The organism is Sanguibacter sp. HDW7 (assembly GCF_011300875.1).
Lineage (GTDB): Bacteria > Actinomycetota > Actinomycetes > Actinomycetales > Cellulomonadaceae > Flavimobilis.
Window position 1 is genome coordinate 2,862,483 of the sequence record NZ_CP049862.1, and the last position, 17,732, is coordinate 2,880,214.

Genomic DNA, 17,732 nt, shown 5'->3' on the forward strand with positions numbered 1-17,732 from the left:
TCCTCCCGGCGCCAGCTAGTCGCTCGCGCGTCCTAGGTCGCGCCGGGAGGACTAGGTCACGGCGGAGGGACTAGGTCGTGGGCCGGCTGGCCTGCGGGTCAGTGCTGGGGGGTGGCTTCTGCTTCTGCGTCCGCGCGGAGGATCGTGCGGGAGCGGAGCACCGACATGACGACGACGACCGCGCCGCCGAGCGCGAAGGGGAGCTGCAGGTCGGCGCGCGCGACCCAGCCGCCGAGAAGCGTCGCGACCGGCATGAGACCCCAGTTGATCGCGCGCAGCAGACCGCTCACGCGCCCGAGCAGGTGGCTCGGCACGAGGATCTGACGCAGCGCGCCCCACGGCACGTTCCACAGCGAGACGCCGGCCGCACCCAGGGCGTACGCCGCGAGCGCCGTCCACAGGCTCGGTGCGAGCCCGACGAGCAGCAGCCCGACGCCTCCGACGAGCGTCCCCACGAGGAGCGTCCGACCGCGGCCGATCCGCCGCACGACGGCTCCCCCGGACATCGCACCCACGAGCGCACCCACACCGACGACGGCCGTGAGCGCCCCGACCGACGCCTCCGAGACGCCGAACGTGTCGAGGAACAGCAGCAGGCTGGCCGCCTGCCCGAAGGCCAGGGCGTTGCCGACGACGACGGTGAGCACGGTCATCTGCCGCAGGTACCGGTGTCGCCACACGAAGCCGAGGGCGTCGCGCATGTCGGCGAGGACGCCGGTGCGTGGCTGCGCCGGCTCGTGATCGGGTGCCGGCTCGTGGTCGGGCACCGGCTCGCGGTCCCCCGCCGGTTCCGGGTCGCTGAGGAGCTCGGCCGCCACGGCGACGGTCGGCGCGGACGACGCAGCAGGCAGGACGTCGTCGCGAACGTCGTCGTCGGAGGAGACCGCGTCGGGCACGTCGGGAACACCGCCGGACGACCCGGTCCGGGCCGCCGCGCGGGCGCCCGCGGCGACCGCCGTCGGCAGCGCGAGCACGAGGAGCGCCGCGAGCGCGAAGCCCGCAGCGGTGGACCACAGCGGCACGACCATCGCGACCGCGAACAGCCACGCGCCGAGCGGCGTCGCGACGAAGGTCTGCACGACGATCTCCGCCGACTGCATGCGGCCGTTGGCGCGGTCGAGGCCGTGGCGCTCGACGTAGTCGGGCACGAGCGCGGTCGCCGCGTTGTCGTAGACGGTCTCGCCGACGCCCCACACGAGCACGGCCGCGTAGAGCCACCAGATCGTCACGGAGCCGGTCGCGACGGTGAGCGCGAGGCCTGCGGCGGCGAGGACGCGGACGCCGTTGGCGACGGCCATCGCCCGACGACGGTCGACGCGGTCGACGAGCACGCCCGCCGGCAGGCCGAGCAGCAGCCACGGCAGGAACGCGAGCGCGCCGAGCACCGAGATGGCGAGCGGGTCGCGGGTGAGCGTCGTGCCGAGCAGCGGGACGGCGACGCGGCCGATGCCGTCGGCGAGGTTCGACGCGATCGACGACGTCCACAGGCGGCCGAAGCCGGGCAGGAGGCCGGTCGTCGTGAGGCGGCCGTCGTCGGACGCCTGCGTGGTGGATGCGGGCGCGACGTGCTCGGCCGTGCTCGTCCCGGACTCCGGGCGGCCGTCGGCGCCGGTCATCGGCCGGCTCGCGGTGCGCCGTAGAGCACGGGGCGGCCGAGGGCGTCGGTCGCGACGTCGCGGCTCGGGAAGGTGGGGCGGTTGCGGGCGGGGCGGCGGCGGATGCGCATGGCGGTTTCCTCTCAGGGGTCGACGGAGCACCGCGCCGGCAGTCCGGTCGGTGGTGTCGGAGGTACAGGGTCGCGGCGGTGCGGGGTGGCGGCGGTGCCGTCGGGGAGATGTGGCGGCGGGGCCGTCGGGACGGTGCGACGGCTATGCCGTCGGGACGGGTGCGGCGGCCAGGGCCGCCGCGACGGTCAGGGGTTCTCGCGGCCCCCGACGACGGGGAACGCGGCGATCTGGACGGCGACCGAGCGCGTGCCGGGTGCGGGTGCGCGCTCGCTGCCGTAGGTCTCGGCGTACTCGGCGACGAGCTCGGTGAGCCGGGTGCCGAGCTCGTCGAGGATCTCGTGCGGCAGGTCGAGGTGGACGGTCGAGATGAGGCTGGCCTCCTGCCAGTCCTCGTCGAACGACTCGAGCTCGGAGACGTAGGCGCGCAGGGCCTTCTCGCGGAGGCCGAGGAGCTCGCCGACGACCATGCGCGCGGCGGCCTTCTCGGAGGGTCCGGCGTCGGCCCTCGCGCCGACCGTGACGCCGCCGGGGACCTTCTCCCACCAGCGTTCGCGGCCGCGGCCGAGGCCCTCGGCCTCGCGGACGAGGCCGTGGCGGGCGAGCTGCCGCAGGTGGTAGCTCGTGGCGCCCGACGACTCCCCGAGCTGCTCGGCGAGGGTGCTCGCGGTGGCGGGCCCGTGGGCGATCGCGTCGAAGATCGCGACGCGCATCGGGTGGGCGAGCGCCTTGAGCGCGGCGGAGCTGACGGGCTCCGGGTAGTGCCGCTGGGTCTGGTCGTCGTGCGTCATGCTCTGAACACTACGCATGCAAAGACTTCTTTGCAAGGGGTTCTTTGCAACAAGTCCTTTGCACACAACGTGCTCCCCGCCCCCGCCAGATAGGGGTCTCCCGCCGAGATAGGGGTCGGCAGACCCCTATCTCGCGTGCAGACCCCTATCTCGCGGACGGTTGGGGTCAGACCTGGGGGCGGAGCGCGACCATCATCGCCTCGAGCGCCAGGGGCGGGGCGACGTTGCCCGCCAGACGCTGGCGAGCCTCGCCGATCGCATCCATCCTGTGCAGCGACTGCTCCGGCGTCGACTGCTCAGCGAGCGAACGCACGAGCTCCGCCGCGCCCTCGTTGACGAGCGCGACGTCCCCCGACGCCCCGAGCTGCACGACGAGCACGTCACGGTAGAGCGACAGCAGGTCGAGCATCGCCGTGTCGAGCGAGTCCCGCTGCTGCCGCGTCGCGCGCCGCTTCTGGTCCTCCTCGAGCTGCTTGACCTGAGCCCGCAGCGCCGGCGGCACCGTCGCCCCCGCCTCGACCCCGAGCGCGCGCAGGAGCTCCGCCCGTTCACGGACGTCACGCTCCTCCGAACGCGCAGCCGCCTCCGCCTTCGCCGTCTCGACGAGGTCGTCGGCCGCGAGCACCGCGTCGCCGACGCCCCGGATCCGTGCCGCCGACTCGAGGATCCGCCGACGACGCGCCCGCGCCTCCGGGTCCCGCGCCAGCCGGCGCGCCATGCCCACGTGCGACTGCGCCGCCCGCGCCGACTCGAGCGCGAGCCCAGGCTCGAGCCCGTCCCGCTCCACGAGCAGCTGCGCGACGGCCTCGACCGGCGGCACGCGCAGCGCGACCTGCCGGCACCGGGAGCGGATCGTCACGACGACGTCCTGCGGGCTCGGCGCGCACAGCACCCACACCGTGCGCGGCGGCGGCTCCTCGATCGCCTTGAGCAGCACGTTCGACGTGCGCTCGAGCATGCGGTCCGCGTCCTCGACGACGATGACGCGCCACCGGCCGCGCGCGGGTGCCCGCTGCGCGAGCCCGATGAGTCCGCGCACCTCGTCGATCGAGATCGTCACCTTGTCCGTCGCCACGACCGTGACGTCCGGGTGCGTGCCCGCCCGCACCTCAGCGACCGCGACCTCGTCGGCCGCAGGATCGCCCGAGCACTGCAGCGCCGCCGCGAACGCGCGCGCCGCGACCGAACGTCCCGAGCCCGGAGGGCCCGTGACGAGCCACGCGTGCGTCATCGCCGCGTCGTCGTTCGCCGCCGCGCGCAGGCGCGCGACAGCGTCCTCCTGCCCGACGACCTCCGCCCAGACGTCCGTCATGCGCGCGGCCCGTCCGCGGCCGCCGGAGCATCCGTCACGACCGCGACCGACGTCGCCTCGTCGATGCCCAGGTGCCCAGCGACCGCCGCGACGACGAGCGCGTGCACCTCCTCGACCGGCTGCGACGCGTCGACGACGACGATCCGCTCCGGGTGAGCCGCAGCGCGCGCGAGATACGCCTCGCGCGTGCGCACGTGGAACTCGTCGCCCGCCCGCTCGAGCCGGTCGAGGCCGCCCGGAACACGCGCGACGCCGACCGCCGGGTCGATGTCGAGCAGAACCGTGACGTGCGGCAGCAGTCCGCCCGTCGCCCACAGCGAGAGGTTCTCGACCTCGTCCGCGCCGAGCTCACGCCCGCCCGCCTGGTACGCGACCGACGAGTCGAGGTAGCGGTCCGTCACGACGACCGCCCCGCGCCCGAGCGCCGGCCGCACGACCGTCGACACGTGGTGCGCACGGTCCGCCGCGTAGAGCAGCGCCTCCGTGCGCGGCACCATGTCCTCGCCGTGCAGCACGAGCCTGCGCAGCTCCGCGCCGAGCGTCGTGCCACCCGGCTCCCGCGTCACGACGACCTCGTGCCCCAGGCGCGCGAACCAGTCGCCCAGCAGGCCGATCTGCGTCGTCTTGCCCGAGCCGTCACCGCCCTCGAAGGACACGAAGATGCCGGCGTCGGCAGGGCTGCCGGAGAGGATCGAAGTCACCCCGCCAGCCTACCGAGAGCCACCGACACCTGAGGCCCGGCCGGGCCCGCGCTCACTCCCCGGGGTAGACGACACCCACCTGGCGGCGCACCTCGTCGAGCGTCGTCATGACGTCGAGCGTGTCCTGCCACGTCATGCGCGGCGACTCGGTGAGCCCCTCCGTCACGCACCGCGCGACCTCCGCGGCCTCGTACGCGAGGCCGTGCGCGACCGGGCGCTCGTACGTCCACGTCGTCCCGTCACGCAGCGCCACCCGGAACGCGGTCGGCGCGTAGAAGTCGCCCGCGATCTCGATGCGCCCGAGCGTCCCCGAGACGAGCCCGACCGTCGGCGTCTTCGCCCACAGCGTCGTCGACAGCGTCGACTGCGCACGACCACCGTGGTCGAGGACGATCGACACCTGGCCGTCGACCCCCGTCTCCGTGAGCTCGCCGACAGCCGTCACCGTCGACGGCACGCCCAGCAGGTCGTGCGCGAACGACACCGGGTACACGCCGAGGTCGAGCAGCGCGCCGCCAGCAAGCTCCGGCGCGAACAGGCGGTGCTTGGGGTCGAAGCCGAACCACTGACCGTGATCGGCGGCGACGTGGCGGACCTCGCCGATGACGCCCGACGCGATCACCTGGCGCAGCGCGGCGACGTGCGGCAGGTGCCGCGTCCACATCGCCTCCATGACGAACGTGCCCGCCGCGCGCGCCGCGTCGAACACCTCCCGCGCCTCCGCGACGTTGCGCGTGAACGCCTTCTCGACGAGCAGGTGCTTGCCCGCCTCGATCGCGAGCAGCGCGTGCTCACGGTGCTCCGAGTGCGGCGTCGCGACATAGACGACGTCGACGTGCTCGTCGGCCACGAGAGCGTCGTACCCGATGTGCGTCGTCGGGATGCCGTGCGCCGTCGCGAACCGCTCCCCGCGCACGCGGTCGCGCGACGCGACCGCCGCGACCTGCGAGCGCGTCGAGCCACGCACGGCCTCCGCGAACGAGCCCGCGATCCAGCCCGCACCGAGGATCCCCCAGCGCACCGGCGGCGCGGACGCCGGGTCGGGGACGGACGTGGGAACAGGACCGGGGAGGGCGACGTCGCTCATGCGCGCAACGCTACCCGCCGGCGCGGACAAAGGTCCCGGCCGCCACTCAGGGTCTTCCCCCATGCGACGTCCAGGGTCCGCCCAGGGCATCACCCGATACCGCTCGGTACGGACATCGCGGGAGGGTCGACCGGTGACCAGGACCACCCATGACCATCCCGAGGAGCACCCCATGACCACCGCGACCGCTCACGACCCCCGCGCCACCAGCGTCGGAGTCCTCCCCGCCGGCCGCGTCGCCCGAGCCTGGGCCCGCAACCTCACCAAGGAGTACGGCGCCGGAGAGACCGCCGTCACCGCTCTCGACCGCGTCGACGTCGACATCGAGGCGGGCCGCCTCACCGCGATCATGGGCCCGTCCGGCTCCGGAAAGTCGACCCTCATGCACTGCCTCGCCGGCCTCGACCGCCCGACGTCCGGCACCGTCGTCGTCGGCGACCAGGACGTCACCCGCATGCGCCAGCGCGCCCTCACCAAGCTGCGCCGCACGGACCTCGGCTTCGTCTTCCAGTCCTTCAACCTCGTGCCGACGCTCACCGCCGAGGAGAACATCACCCTGCCCCTCGACATCGCCCGTCAGGCCGTCGACCGAGCCTGGTTCGACGAGGTCGTCGAGGCCGTCGGCCTGCGCGACCGCCTCACCCACCGCCCCAGCGAGCTCTCCGGCGGCCAGCAGCAGCGTGTCGCCTGCGCCCGCGCACTCGTCACGCGGCCCTCCCTCGTCCTCGCCGACGAGCCCACCGGCAACCTCGACTCCCGCTCCGCGGGCGAGGTGCTGGCGTTCCTGCGACGGTCCGTCGACGAGCTCGGCCAGACCGTCGCCATGGTGACGCACGACGCCCGCGCCGCCTCCTACGCCCACCGCGTCCTCTTCCTCGCCGACGGCCGCCTCGCCGACGTCCTCGAGAACCCGACCGCCGAGACCGTCCTCGAGCGCCTCGGCGCGCTCGCCGCCGACGCCCGACCCGCGGCGGTGACCGCATGAGACGGATCGCCCTGCGCGACATCCGCGCCCACCTCGGCCGCACCGCCCTCGCCGTCCTCGCCGTCGCGCTCGGCGTCGCGTTCATCGCCGGCACGTTCAGCTACCGCGGCCTGCTCACCGACACGATCGACGACGTCATCGAGACGTCCGCCAGCGGCGACGCCTACGTGCGCGGCAGCTCCGAGACCGTCGGGGTCGACCCGATCATGGGCGGGACCACGACCGTCCACACGAACGTGCCGACCGCGCTCGCCGACGTCGTCGCGACCGCCCCCGGCGTCGCGCACGCACGCCCCGAGGCGTCGGGCATGGTCGTGCTCTTCGGCGCCGACGGCACCGTCGTGACGACCGGCGGCGCGCCCACCCTCGGCATGGCGTTCTACGCCGACGACGCCCGCTACCCCTACCTCTCCGGACGCGTCCCCACCCAGCCCGACGAGATCGCGCTCGAGTCCCGCACCGCGAAGAGCGCCGGCCTCACGACCGGCGACACGACCACCGTCGTCGTCGACGGCCAGGTCCGCGACGTCACCGTCACCGGCGTGAGCCAGGTCGACGGCCAGCTCGCCGGCGCTCTCATCGTCGGGTTCGCGCCCGACGCCGCCCTCGCAGCGTTCGCGCCCGACGGCACGGTCCCCCAGATCGCCGTCGAGGCCGAACCCGGCGTCAGCCAGGACCAGCTGCGCGACGCCGTCGCGAGCACGCTCGCCGCCTCCGGCACCCCCGGCGCCACCGAGGCCGAGGCCGTCACCGGTGACACGGTGCGCGCCGACGTCCGCGACGGCATGGACCAGATGATCGGCTTCATGCAGATCTTCCTGCTCGGCTTCGCCGGCGTCTCACTCGCCGTCGCGACCTTCCTCATCGCCAACGCCTTCTCCATGCAGGTCCGCCAGCGCCGCCGCGAGCTCGCGCTGCTCCGCGCGATCGGCGCCTCGCCCGGCCAGGTCCTGGGATCCGTCCTCGTCCAGGCCGTCGTCGTCGGCGTGCTCGGCTCCGTCGTCGGCATCGGCCTCGGCGCCGCGCTCGGCGCAGGCGTCGGCGCGCTCATCGCCGCCGCCGGCACGCCGCTCGGCGGGTCCGTCGCGCCCGACCTCGAGACCGTCGTCCTCTCCCTCACCGTCGGCGTCGTCGTCTCCGTCGCCGGAGCGCTCCTGCCGGCACGTCGCGCCGCGCTCGTCGCCCCCGTCGAGGCCATGCGCGACGACATGCCCAGCGAGCGTGGACTGCGCGTCCGCGGGATCCTCGGCGGCCTCACCGTCGCCCTCGGCGTCGGGGCGCTCGTCGCCGCGACGCAGGTCTCCGCAGAGCGCTGGGAGTCGCTGCTCGACGTCGCCGCGGGCGACGGCTCGGACGTCTCCGCGATGCTCATCGCGCTCGGAGCGTTCGCGCTCGTGTGCGGGACTCTCGTCCTCGCGCCGCTGCTCGCGAAGCCCGTCGTCACGGTGCTCGCGTGGCCGTCCGTCGTGCTCGCCAAGCCGCTCGGCGCGCTCGCCCGCGGAAACGTCGTCCGCCAGCCGCGCCGCACCGCGGCGACCGCCGGCGCGCTCACCATCGGCATGGTGCTCGTCTCCGCGTCGGCGGTGCTCGCCGCGTCCGCCCAGGCGTCGCTGCGCGACGTCGTGACGTCCGACCTCAAGGCCGACCTCATCGTCTCCGGCTACCCGAGCGTCCCCGACGGCACCGTCGGCGCGATCGACGCCCTGCCCGAGGTCGGCACCACCTACCCCGTCCTGTCCGCGCTCACGACGTTCGCCGGCGACGGCGGGTCCGACTGGATCATCGACGCGCCCGCCAACCTGCGCACGGAGGCCGCCGAGCTCCACCTCGTCTCCGGCGACATCGACGCGGCCGAGCACGGCGAGCTCCTCGCCCTCGAGCCCAAGGCCAAGGCCGCCGGGTGGAAGGTCGGCGACATGGTGACGTTCGGCCCCGGCCTCGACCCCGTCGAGGGCGGCCAGGGCACCGTGACGCTGCGCGTCGGCGGCATCGTCAGCTCGGCGGCGTTCGGCGCAGCCGCATTCGTGCCCGACGGCGTCCTGGCCACGGCAGGCGCCGCAGGGACGCACGAGACCGACGTCGTCTTCGTCGACGCCGCCCCGGGCGTCGACATCGCGGCGGCGAAGACCGCCGTCGCCGGGGCCGTGGCCGAGTACGGCGCGCTGTCCGTCGAGGACGCCGAGGAGTTCGCGAGCTCGCTCGCCGCCCAGATCGACCAGATGCTCGCGGTCGTCTACGCGATGCTCGGGCTGAGCATCCTCATCGCCGTCCTCGGCATCGTCAACACGCTTGCGCTGTCCGTCGTCGAGCGCCGCCGCGAGATCTCGCTGCTGCGGGCCGTCGGGCTCGGTCGCCTGCAGCTCTCGAGCGTCATCGGGATCGAGGCGGTGCTCACCGCGGTGTTCGGCACGGCGCTGGGGATCGCGGTCGGCATCAGCGTCGCGAGCACGTTGCCGACGGTCATGAAGGACATGGGGATGGGCTCGCTCGTCGTCCCGTGGGGCTCGCTCGGTGTGCTCGTGCTGCTCGCGGCGGTCGTCGGCGTGGGAGCGGCCCTGTGGCCGGCGATCCGCGCATCGAGGGTCCCGGTCCTGGAGGGCCTGGCGTCGGAGTAACCTCCTGCTCCTCTTCCACCAGGCTCCCCTCATCCCCTGGCCGCCACCCCCCTGTCTCCCCTCCCACCCCCTCCCCCACCCCTAGTGGCTCGATAGCCGATCGATGCACGTCACGTGCACCGATCGGCTATCGAGCCACACGCTTACGCCCCCTCGTGCGCTCGATAGTCGATTCGCACATGTCACGCGTACGAATCGGCTATCGAGCAGGTTCCCGGAGGCTCGTGCAGTCAGCTGCGACGTGTCTGACCTCGCGACCCCCTGTGTCTCGATAGCCCATCGAGCCGCTATACGTGCACGGATCGGCTATCCGCGGCTCGGACCTGCACGAGCCGCAGTTCTTCCGCCTCGGCGATGACTCCGTGGCCGTGCTGCTCACAGACACGGCCACGGCGCGTCGGTGACGCGACCACCAGTCGTCGAGGCAGCTCGACGAGGCTGACCACATACGTCGTAGCGGCCCGACTATCCACAGATCTAGGGGTTCGCGCCGCGCGCACCGCCCGCGACGACGACGATCGCCCCATGCCGACGCTCCTGCGACCCGACGACGTCCCCGAGATCGCCCGCCGCCAGCGAGGTGTCTTCACCCGCGCACAGGCACACGCCGCCGGATACACCACCCGGCAGGTCAGCTACCGCATCGCGTCCGGCGTCTGGATGCCGCTTCCCGCACGCGGGCTCGTGAGCGCAGCGTCCCGTCAGATGTTCATCGCGCCGGTCATTGCGACCTGGGTGCACCGCCCCGGCTCCATCGTCATGGGTCCCGCCGCCGCAGCCTGGCACGGAGCGCCGGTCCCACCGCTCGAACACGTCGACATCTGGACCGATCAGCTCGGCGATGGCATCCGGGACCGCATCAAGCCGCACCGGGTGCCCCTCGCGTCGTGGGAGGTCGAGCGCGTCGGGACCTTCGGCGGTGCGCCTGCGCTCGTCGTCCACCGAGACCGCGCGTGGCGTGACGCCTTGGCGTGGCTCCCGTTCGACGATTCGCTCGACCTGTCGGCATGGCTTTCCGCGCATGAGCAGTTCGACCGCGACGGGATCGAGCGTGCGCTTCACGAGCATCCAGGGCTCGTCGGGAACCGTCAGCTCCGCCGTCTTCTCGACGCGACCGTGAATGGCGCGTTCAGCGTCGCCGAACGCAAGGGCCATGACTCTCTCCGGGCCGCAGGCATTACCGGTTGGCTGGCCAACATCCAGGTGAGAGACGAGATCGGCATCGTCGGACGGGCCGACATCTTCTTCGACGACGTCCAGCTCGATGTCGAGATCGACGGGCGCGCCGCGCACGAGCGGCGGGCCGACGAGGATCGTGCGCGCGACAACCGGATGCATGCGTCGGGCAGGACCGTCCTCCGCTTCCCCGCACGGGTGGCGCTGTATGAGCCGGACCGGTTCGTCTCGACGGTCCGCACGACGCTCGCGACGCTCCGCGCACGTCGATAGCCGATCCACCTGCTTCGCGCGTCGATTGCCGATCCACGCACCGTTAGCGTCGATAGCCGATCCACGTACCGTGTGCGTAGATACCGATCTACGCACACGGTACGTGTGTCGATAGCCGATCGGGTCGCTCGTGGCACGCTCGCTGAGCCGCGCAGGATGAGCCCGCGGCGGAGCCCGTCGATCGAGCCGCTCGTGGCACGGCGCCCTAGCGCCCAGCCCATCCCGGCGACCCACATCTCGAACGTCCGATAGTGGATCCGTGCGCACTTCGTGTCTGGATCAGCTATCGAGTCTGAAGCAGCATCGTCCAGAAGGCCCTCGATAGCGGATCCGAACACAACAGGTGTCCGGATCCGCTATCGAGCGAGACTCCGACTCCCCTCGGAAATGCCGATAGCCGATCCGAACACGTGAAGTGGTCGGATCGGCTATCGGAACAACGGGAGGGGATGCCGGGGTCAGTCGGTGGCGGGCTTCTTCGTTGCCGGCTTCTTGGCTGCGGTGGTCTTCGATGCGGGGGACTTGGTGGTCGCCTTTGTCGCCGGCTTCTTGGCTGCAGCGGTCTTCGTCGCGGCCGGCTTCTTGGCCGCCGCGGTCTTTGCCGCCGGCTTCTTGGCCGCCGCGGTCTTTGCCGCCGGCTTCTTCGCAGCCGCCGTGCGCTTCTTGGCGGGGCCCGCGGCACGCTTGATGGCGAGGAGCTCGACCGCCTGCTCGAACGTCACCGAGTCGATCGGCGCGTCCTTGGGCAGCGTGCGGTTCGTCTCGCCGTCCGTGACGTACGCACCGAAGCGGCCGTCCTTGATGACGATCGGCTTGCCGCTCGTCGGGTCCTCACCCAGCTCACGCAGCGGCGCGGACGCCGTCGCACCACGGCCACGCTTGGGCTGCGCGTAGATCGCGAGCGCCTCCTCGAGCGTGATCGTCAGCAGCTGCTCCTCGCTCGGAAGAGTCCGCGAGTCCGTGCCCTTCTTGAGGTACGGGCCGTAGCGGCCGTTCTGCGCCGTGATCTCCTCGCCCGACTCCGGGTCGACGCCGACGACGCGCGGCAGCGACAACAGCTGCAGCGCCTCATCGAGCGTCACCGTCGAGAGCGACATCGACTTGAAGAGCGAGCCGGTGCGCGGCTTCGGCAACGCGGCGAGCGCACGCTTGCGCGCCGCCGCCGACAGCCCCTCCTCGAGCTCGGGCTCGGGCAGGACCTCGGTCACGTACGGGCCGTAACGGCCGTTCTTCGCGACGATGTCGTGGCCCGTCACGGGGTCCTGGCCGAGGACATTGTCGCCCTCCGCCTGCGTCGACAGAAGCTCGCGGGCACGCTCGACCGTGAGCTCGTCGGGCGCGACGTCGTCGGGCACGGACGCGCGCGGCGGGTTCTCGCCCTCGGCGACGGGCGCCGACGCGTCCTCGATGTACGGGCCGTAACGGCCGACGCGCAGCGTGATGCCGTCGCCGATCGTCACCGAGTTGATGTCGCGGGCGTCGATGTCACCGAGGTTCTCGACGAGCCCGTGCAGGCCGCCGTCCGCCGGACCGGCCTCGGAGCCGTAGTAGAACTGCGACAGCCATGCGGTGCGGTCGCGCTCGCCCGCCGCGATCTCGTCGAGGTCGGCCTCCATCGCGGCAGTGAAGTCGTAGTCGACGAGGTTCGGGAAGTGCTCCTCGAGGAGGCGCACGACCGCGAACGCGACCCACGACGGCACGAGGGCCTGGCCGCGCGCGAGCACGTAGCCGCGGTCGAGGATCGTCGAGATCGTCGACGCGTACGTCGACGGGCGGCCGATGCCACGCTCCTCGAGCGCCTTGACGAGGCTCGCCTCGGTGAAGCGCGGCGGGGGCGTCGTCGAGTGACCGGCGGCGGCGAGTTCGCGCGAGGTCATCGCGTCGCCCTCGGCCATCGTCGGCAGGCGCGAGCCCTCGGCGTCGTCGGAGTCGTAGCGCTCCGTGTCGCGCCCTTCCTCGTACGCAGCGAGGAAGCCGCGGAACGTGATGACGGTGCCGGACGCGGAGAACACGGCGTCGAGCGCCGAGCCGTCGGGGCGCGTGCCGGTGACGCCGAGGCGCACCGACGCGGTCGATCCGCGCGCATCGCCCATCTGCGAGGCGACGGTGCGCTTCCAGATGAGGTCGTAGAGCTTGAGCTGGTCGCCCGAGAGCTCGGTCGCGACCTGCTGCGGGGTGCGGAACTCGTCGCCCGCAGGACGGATGGCCTCGTGGGCCTCCTGCGCGCCCTTGGCCTTCGACGTGTAGATGCGCGGCTTGGCGGGCACGAAGTCGCCGCCGTACAGCTCGGCGGCCTGCCGGCGCGCGGCGTCGATCGCCTGCGTCGACAGCGCGGGCGAGTCCGTACGCATGTAGGTGATGTAGCCGTTCTCGTACAGCGTCTGTGCCGTGCGCATGGTCTGGCGCGAGCTCATGCGGAGCTTGCGCGAGGCCTCCTGCTGGAGGGTCGAGGTCGTGAACGGTGCGGCGGGTCGGCGCGTGTACGGCTTGGTCTCGAGGCTGCGGACGGTCGCGGTGCCGTCCTGCGCCCCGGCGACGACGGCCTGCGCGGCGGCCTCGTCGAGGTGGACGACGCCCGAGCCCTTGAGCTCACCGCGGTCGGAGAAGTCACGGCCCGAGGCGACCTTCGCTCCGTCGAGGCCCGTGAGGCGCGCGGAGAACCACTGGTCGCCGCCCGCGGTCGTGAACTCGCCCGAGACGTCCCAGTACTCGGCGTTGACGAACGCCATGCGCTCGCGCTCGCGCTCGACGACGAGCCGCGTCGCGACGGACTGCACGCGGCCGGCCGAGAGCCCCTGGCGGACCTTGCGCCACAGGACGGGCGAGACCTCGTAGCCGTAGAGGCGGTCGAGGATGCGTCGGGTCTCCTGCGCGTCGACGAGCCGGTCGTCGAGGTCGCGCGTGTTCTGCAGCGCGCGCTGGATGGCCTCGCGCGTGATCTCGTGGAACACCATGCGCTTGACGGGCACCTTGGGCCGCAGGGCCTCGAGCAGGTGCCACGCGATGGCCTCGCCCTCGCGGTCCTCATCAGTGGCGAGGTAGAGCTCGTCGGCGTCCTTGAGCAGCCGCTTGAGCTCGGCGACCTTCTTCTTCTTGTCGCCGTAGACCTCGTAGTACGGCTCGAAGCCGTTCTCGACGTCGACGGCGAACTTGCCGAAGGGGCCCTTCTTCATCTCCGCCGGGAGCTCGGAGGGCTGGGGCAGGTCGCGGATGTGGCCGACGCTCGCCTCGACCTCGTACCCGTCACCGAGGTACGACGCGATCGTGCGCGCCTTGGCGGGCGACTCCACGATGACGAGCTTGCGACCTGACGACATCACTGCCTGCTTCCTCGTGCCCGACCGGGCGCGTCCTGCTGGCGCCCGCTCCGGGCGCACCGTGTCAGCGTACGGGATCGTACTCGGGCCACGTCCCGAGGGCCTGGCGGGCCCAGGATCCGTGGAGGGCGTCCTGGCGGACGCTCCTGTGGTCAGGTCAGCGCGGACGTCGCGCCGCTTCCTGGCGCAGCTGCAGCGCGACGAGGAAGAGCACGCACGTGAGCCCGACGACGGCCGCGACGGACCCCGCATACGCGACCACGTCGTCGGCCTCGAGCCCGGGCACGGTGATGCCCGCCCCGAGCGTGAGCACCGCGAAGCCCCCGCCGACGAGCGCGCCGAGACCGAGCACCACGGCGCCCGCCGTCGTCGAGATCGCCCCGCCGGAGGTGCGGTCGACGGCCGAGCGCGGCGTGAACGCGACGACGAGTCCCGTCCAGGCGCCGACGACGAGCAACGCCGCGAGGACGTCGGAGGGCCGGTGCCACTGCCCGACGAGCGTCGACACCCCGGTCGCCGCGGTCCACGCGGCGCCGAGCAGCGCGACGTACGGCCGCGCACGACGGGGCACGACGAGCAGGAGCGCGATCGCGACAGACGCGGCGACGGTCGTGTGCCCGGACGGCAGGGAGTTCCCAGGACGCTGCGTGAGGACGCCGAGGTCTGCCCGCTCGAGGACGTCGTGCTTGAGCACCTGCGTCGTGAGGTTGGCACCCGCGACGAGCACCGCGACCTGCAGCCCGAGCCCCCACGCGCGCCGCAGCGCGGCGATGACGAGGACGACGACGACGGCGACCGCGATGAACGCGACGGAGACGACGTCGAGCACTGGCCCCGCGACGTGCCACAGGGTGCTCGAGCCGTGCTCGGAGCCGGCGAGAGCCAGCTCGTCGAATCGCTGTCCGGCGGCCGTGCCGAGGAAGATCCGCACCGTCTGGCCGAACGCGACGGCGAACGCGGCGAACGTCACGAGCGCGACGACGCGCGGCACGAGGCGCGCGGACGTCACGCTGGCGGGCGCCGGGACAGGTACCGGAACGACGGGCGCCCCGAGGCCGGGCGTCCGAGGTGCGGGCGCTGCGGGCTCGCGCGCCGGCCCGCCCCATGTCACAGGCGTCCCGAGCGGCGGCGTCGTGGGCTCGACGCGCCCGAGCCGCTGCGTGCTCGCCTCGACCTGCGGCACGGCTGCGGTCGGCAGGTCCTCTCGCGGCTGTGCCGTCGTCGGCAGGCCCACCCGCGGCAACGCCGCGGTGGCGAGGGACGGCTCCGAGCGCGCGCCCGGGGCCGCACCGGCCCCGCCGAGCGGCACCGGCTGCGTCACGTCGTCCGGCTTGGAGGAATGGGTCACGTCGCCCAACCTAGCGAGCGCGTGTGACGGTTGCGCGAAGAGCGCGTCGACGGCGTGCGTCGAAGCACGAGGTCACCACACGAGCTCGAGCACGGCCGGGCGGTGGTCGGAGCCGACGAGCACGTCGGGACCGTCGGGCACCCGGACCGAGCGCACCGTGACCGTGTCGCCGACGAGGAACCCGTCGAGCCGCGTGCGCGGCACGTCGGCGGGCTCCGTCGGCGCCTGCGACGCGTCCGCGTCGCGCAGCGGCGGCTGCAGGGCGAGGACGCTCGGGCCGCGCGGGTTCTCGTTGAGGTCGCCGCCCACGACGACGTCGGGCGCCTCGCGCGCCGCGAGCGCCCGGTACACCGGCACGTGGATCGCGCGGGACGGGCGCTGCGCGGAGAGGTGGACGCTCACGAGCGTGAGGACTTCGCCCGCGGCGGGCTGCTCCGAGGCCGGCGAGGGAGCGTCGGCCACGCGCCCCGGCAGCGTCCCGCCCCGTGCGAGCCGCACGTACGCGTACCCGCGCGGCGTCGGCCATCCCGTGCGGAACCGCACCCAGCGCGGCTCGATCGCGACGCCGCGACCTTCGACGACCTGCGTGAGCAGGTGCGGCGCGACGGCGATCGCGCAGGCGCGGCCCGCGATCCCGCCCGCGACGACCTCGAGCCCGACGGACCGCGCGAACGCGCGCGTGCGCCGTCGTCCGAGCAGCCAGCGGGGCGTCTCCTGGAGCAGCAGCACGTCGGGCGCCTCGGCACGCACGACGCGCCGCGCGGCGGCCGCGTCGAGCGCGAGGGACTTGAGGTTGTAGGTCATGACGCGCAGCCGCACGGGAGCCTCCCGGATCAGGCGGGGGTGAGGAGGCCGTCGCGGACGAGCCCGCGGACGCCAGGCAGGACCTCGGCCGTGAGCTCGTCGGCGTCGACCTCGAAGAGCGCGGCGATCGCGCCGAGGATCTGTCCGACGCTCAGCTCGCCGTCGCACACCCCGACGAGCGCGGCGAGCGCGGTCGACGCGTGGACGCCGCGTCCGAGGCCGCCGCCCTGGCGCACGATGACGACGTTGGGGTCCTCCGCGCCGGGCGTGAGGTAGCGCTCCTCGGTGACGTCGGGCGCGACGAGGAGGTGCTCGTCGCACAGCGCGGCGTCGGTGCGCGCCTCGAGCCAGTCGTGCGCCGCGAGCGACGCGGCGAGGTGCTCGCCGAGCGGCTGGTGGACGGTTCCCGTGTGCTCCTCGAGCCGGCGCAGGCTCACGCGCCCGTCCGCAGGCTTGCGCAGGTAGACGATGCCGAAGCCGATGGCCTCGACGTCGCGGCTCGCGAAGTCGTCTAGCCACGCCGTGTACGCGGCCGCGTAGCCCTCGGGGTCGCGGTCGGCAGTGAGCCCGCCGTCGCGCAGCCACGTCTCCGCGTAGCGCGCGGGGTCGAGCAGCTCGCGCTGGACGACCCAGCCGTCGAGGCCGGACGCGTCGAGCCATTCCCCGACGCGCTCGGTCCAGTCCTGCCCGCGCCGCACCTCCCAGTTGCCGAGCATCTGCACCGTGCCACCCGGGGCGAGGACGGCGCCGACGCTCGTGACGAGGTCGCGCACGAGGTCGTCGCCCGCGCGCCCTCCGTCGCGGTACTCGAACAGCGGCAGCGCGTCGTCGCCCGCGGGCGTGTGCGGCGTGATGACGAACGGCGGGTTGGAGACGACGAGGTCGAAGAGCTCTCCCGCGACGGGCTCGAGCATCGAGCCCTCGCGCAGCTCGACGTCGACGTCGTTGAGCGCAGCGGTGAACGCCGCGAACGCGAGCGCGGGCGCCGACAGGTCGGTCGCGACGACCGTCCGCGCGTGCCGCGTCGCGTGGAGCGCCTGGATGCCGCAGCCCGTCCCGAGGTCGAGCACCCGCCCGACGTCCGCGCGCGACGTCACCTGCGCGAGCGTGAGCGACGCGCCGCCCGCCCCGAGTACGTGGTCGGGCTCGAGGGCGCGGCCCGTCGCGAGCTCGCCGAGGTCGGAGACGAGCCACCAGTCGACCGGCCCACACGCGTCGTCGGCCGCGTACGGTCGCAGGTCGACGAGCGCGACGAGCGTCCCGTCGTCGGCCGCCGGTCCCGGCCCGACGAGCCCGAGCGCGAGCGCGCCCTCGACGCCGACCGTCGGCAGGGCCGACGCGACGTCCTCACGTCCGAGAGTGCCGCCGAGCAGGAAGAGCGACGTGAGCACGGCCCGCGCGCGCAACGCCGAGGCCCCGGGGTCCGCGAGCAGCCTCGCGACCGCGAGACGCGCGGGAACCGCCTCCTCGCGACCGAGCGCGTCGAGCGCGACCTCCCCGAGGACCTCGCCGACGCCCGCGACGGTGAAGCCCGCGGCACGCAGATCGGCGCGCAGCGCAGGGACGAGATCCAGGAGAAGACGCGGTGGGTGGCTCACC

12 protein-coding genes and 1 pseudogene are annotated in these 17,732 nt (G+C 73.4%); 4 read left to right on the top strand and 9 right to left on the bottom strand.

Features of this window, described 5'->3' with window-relative positions:
• Window positions 1–98 precede the first annotated feature (98 nt).
• The 5 genes from G7063_RS12975 to G7063_RS12995 form a co-directional block, all read right to left on the bottom strand.
• Complete coding sequence (locus G7063_RS12975) at window positions 99–1,616, bottom strand: MFS transporter (RefSeq protein ID WP_166414765.1); 1,518 nt, start codon at window positions 1,614–1,616, stop codon at window positions 99–101.
• Between the two features lie 296 nt (window positions 1,617–1,912).
• Window positions 1,913–2,515: a helix-turn-helix transcriptional regulator gene (locus tag G7063_RS12980; RefSeq protein WP_206188156.1), complete on the bottom strand. Its 603-nt coding sequence runs from the start codon at window positions 2,513–2,515 to the stop codon at window positions 1,913–1,915.
• A gap of 166 nt (window positions 2,516–2,681) precedes the next feature.
• Window positions 2,682–3,827, bottom strand: a complete 1,146-nt coding sequence (locus tag G7063_RS12985) for a DNA polymerase III subunit delta' (RefSeq protein WP_166414767.1) — start codon at window positions 3,825–3,827, stop codon at window positions 2,682–2,684.
• Complete coding sequence (tmk, locus tag G7063_RS12990) at window positions 3,824–4,528, bottom strand: dTMP kinase (protein ID WP_166414768.1); 705 nt, start codon at window positions 4,526–4,528, stop codon at window positions 3,824–3,826. Before tmk ends, G7063_RS12985 begins: the two co-directional genes overlap by 4 nt.
• 52 nt (window positions 4,529–4,580) lie before the next feature.
• Window positions 4,581–5,615, bottom strand: a complete 1,035-nt coding sequence (locus G7063_RS12995) for a Gfo/Idh/MocA family protein (RefSeq protein WP_166414769.1) — start codon at window positions 5,613–5,615, stop codon at window positions 4,581–4,583.
• 172 nt (window positions 5,616–5,787) lie between these two features.
• Here G7063_RS12995 and G7063_RS13000 point away from each other — a divergent pair, with 172 nt between their 5' ends.
• The 4 genes and pseudogenes from G7063_RS13000 to G7063_RS13010 all read left to right on the top strand — a co-directional run bounded on the left by G7063_RS13000 (window position 5,788) and on the right by G7063_RS13010 (window position 10,664).
• A complete protein-coding gene (locus G7063_RS13000; RefSeq protein WP_166414770.1) occupies window positions 5,788–6,600 on the top strand; it encodes an ABC transporter ATP-binding protein in 813 nt (270 codons plus the stop codon).
• Entirely contained in the window at window positions 6,597–9,215 is a 2,619-nt protein-coding gene (locus tag G7063_RS13005) for an ABC transporter permease (RefSeq protein WP_166414771.1), read from the top strand. The genes G7063_RS13000 and G7063_RS13005 overlap by 4 nt, the downstream gene beginning before the upstream one ends.
• 525 nt (window positions 9,216–9,740) lie before the next feature.
• Window positions 9,741–9,887 (top strand): annotated as a pseudogene (locus G7063_RS15520) (type IV toxin-antitoxin system AbiEi family antitoxin domain-containing protein); the annotation flags it as partial.
• Window positions 9,888–9,920: 33 nt separating this feature from the next.
• Complete coding sequence (locus G7063_RS13010; RefSeq protein ID WP_240916089.1) at window positions 9,921–10,664, top strand: DUF559 domain-containing protein; 744 nt, start codon at window positions 9,921–9,923, stop codon at window positions 10,662–10,664.
• Window positions 10,665–11,122: 458 nt separating this feature from the next.
• On the opposite strand, the gene topA is transcribed toward G7063_RS13010, so the two are convergent.
• The 4 genes from topA to G7063_RS13030 form a co-directional block, all read right to left on the bottom strand.
• Entirely contained in the window at window positions 11,123–13,981 is a 2,859-nt protein-coding gene (gene topA, locus G7063_RS13015; RefSeq protein ID WP_166414773.1) for a type I DNA topoisomerase, read from the bottom strand.
• A gap of 157 nt (window positions 13,982–14,138) precedes the next feature.
• Complete coding sequence (locus G7063_RS13020; protein ID WP_240916090.1) at window positions 14,139–15,329, bottom strand: phosphatase PAP2 family protein; 1,191 nt, start codon at window positions 15,327–15,329, stop codon at window positions 14,139–14,141.
• A 72-nt stretch (window positions 15,330–15,401) separates the two neighbouring features.
• Window positions 15,402–16,133, bottom strand: a complete 732-nt coding sequence (locus tag G7063_RS13025) for an endonuclease/exonuclease/phosphatase family protein (RefSeq protein ID WP_166414774.1) — start codon at window positions 16,131–16,133, stop codon at window positions 15,402–15,404.
• Window positions 16,134–16,162: 29 nt separating this feature from the next.
• The gene (locus G7063_RS13030; RefSeq protein ID WP_166414775.1) at window positions 16,163–17,731 is read right to left on the bottom strand and encodes a methyltransferase; all 1,569 of its coding nucleotides are present in this window, start codon (window positions 17,729–17,731) and stop codon (window positions 16,163–16,165) included.
• Window position 17,732 lies beyond the last annotated feature (1 nt).

Excerpts from the sequence above, each read along its gene's own strand:
- G7063_RS12975 (WP_166414765.1), bottom strand. The coding sequence starts at position 1,616 with ATGACCGGCGCCGACGGCCGCCCGGAGTCCGGGACGAGCACGGCCGAG.
- G7063_RS12980 (WP_206188156.1), bottom strand. The coding sequence starts at position 2,515 with ATGACGCACGACGACCAGACCCAGCGGCACTACCCGGAGCCCGTCAGC.
- G7063_RS12985 (WP_166414767.1), bottom strand. The coding sequence starts at position 3,827 with ATGACGGACGTCTGGGCGGAGGTCGTCGGGCAGGAGGACGCTGTCGCG.
- G7063_RS12995 (WP_166414769.1), bottom strand. The coding sequence starts at position 5,615 with ATGAGCGACGTCGCCCTCCCCGGTCCTGTTCCCACGTCCGTCCCCGAC.
- G7063_RS13000 (WP_166414770.1), top strand. The coding sequence starts at position 5,788 with ATGACCACCGCGACCGCTCACGACCCCCGCGCCACCAGCGTCGGAGTC.
- G7063_RS13005 (WP_166414771.1), top strand. The coding sequence starts at position 6,597 with ATGAGACGGATCGCCCTGCGCGACATCCGCGCCCACCTCGGCCGCACC.
- G7063_RS13010 (WP_240916089.1), top strand. The coding sequence starts at position 9,921 with ATGTTCATCGCGCCGGTCATTGCGACCTGGGTGCACCGCCCCGGCTCC.
- topA (WP_166414773.1), bottom strand. The coding sequence starts at position 13,981 with ATGTCGTCAGGTCGCAAGCTCGTCATCGTGGAGTCGCCCGCCAAGGCG.
- G7063_RS13025 (WP_166414774.1), bottom strand. The coding sequence starts at position 16,133 with ATGACCTACAACCTCAAGTCCCTCGCGCTCGACGCGGCCGCCGCGCGG.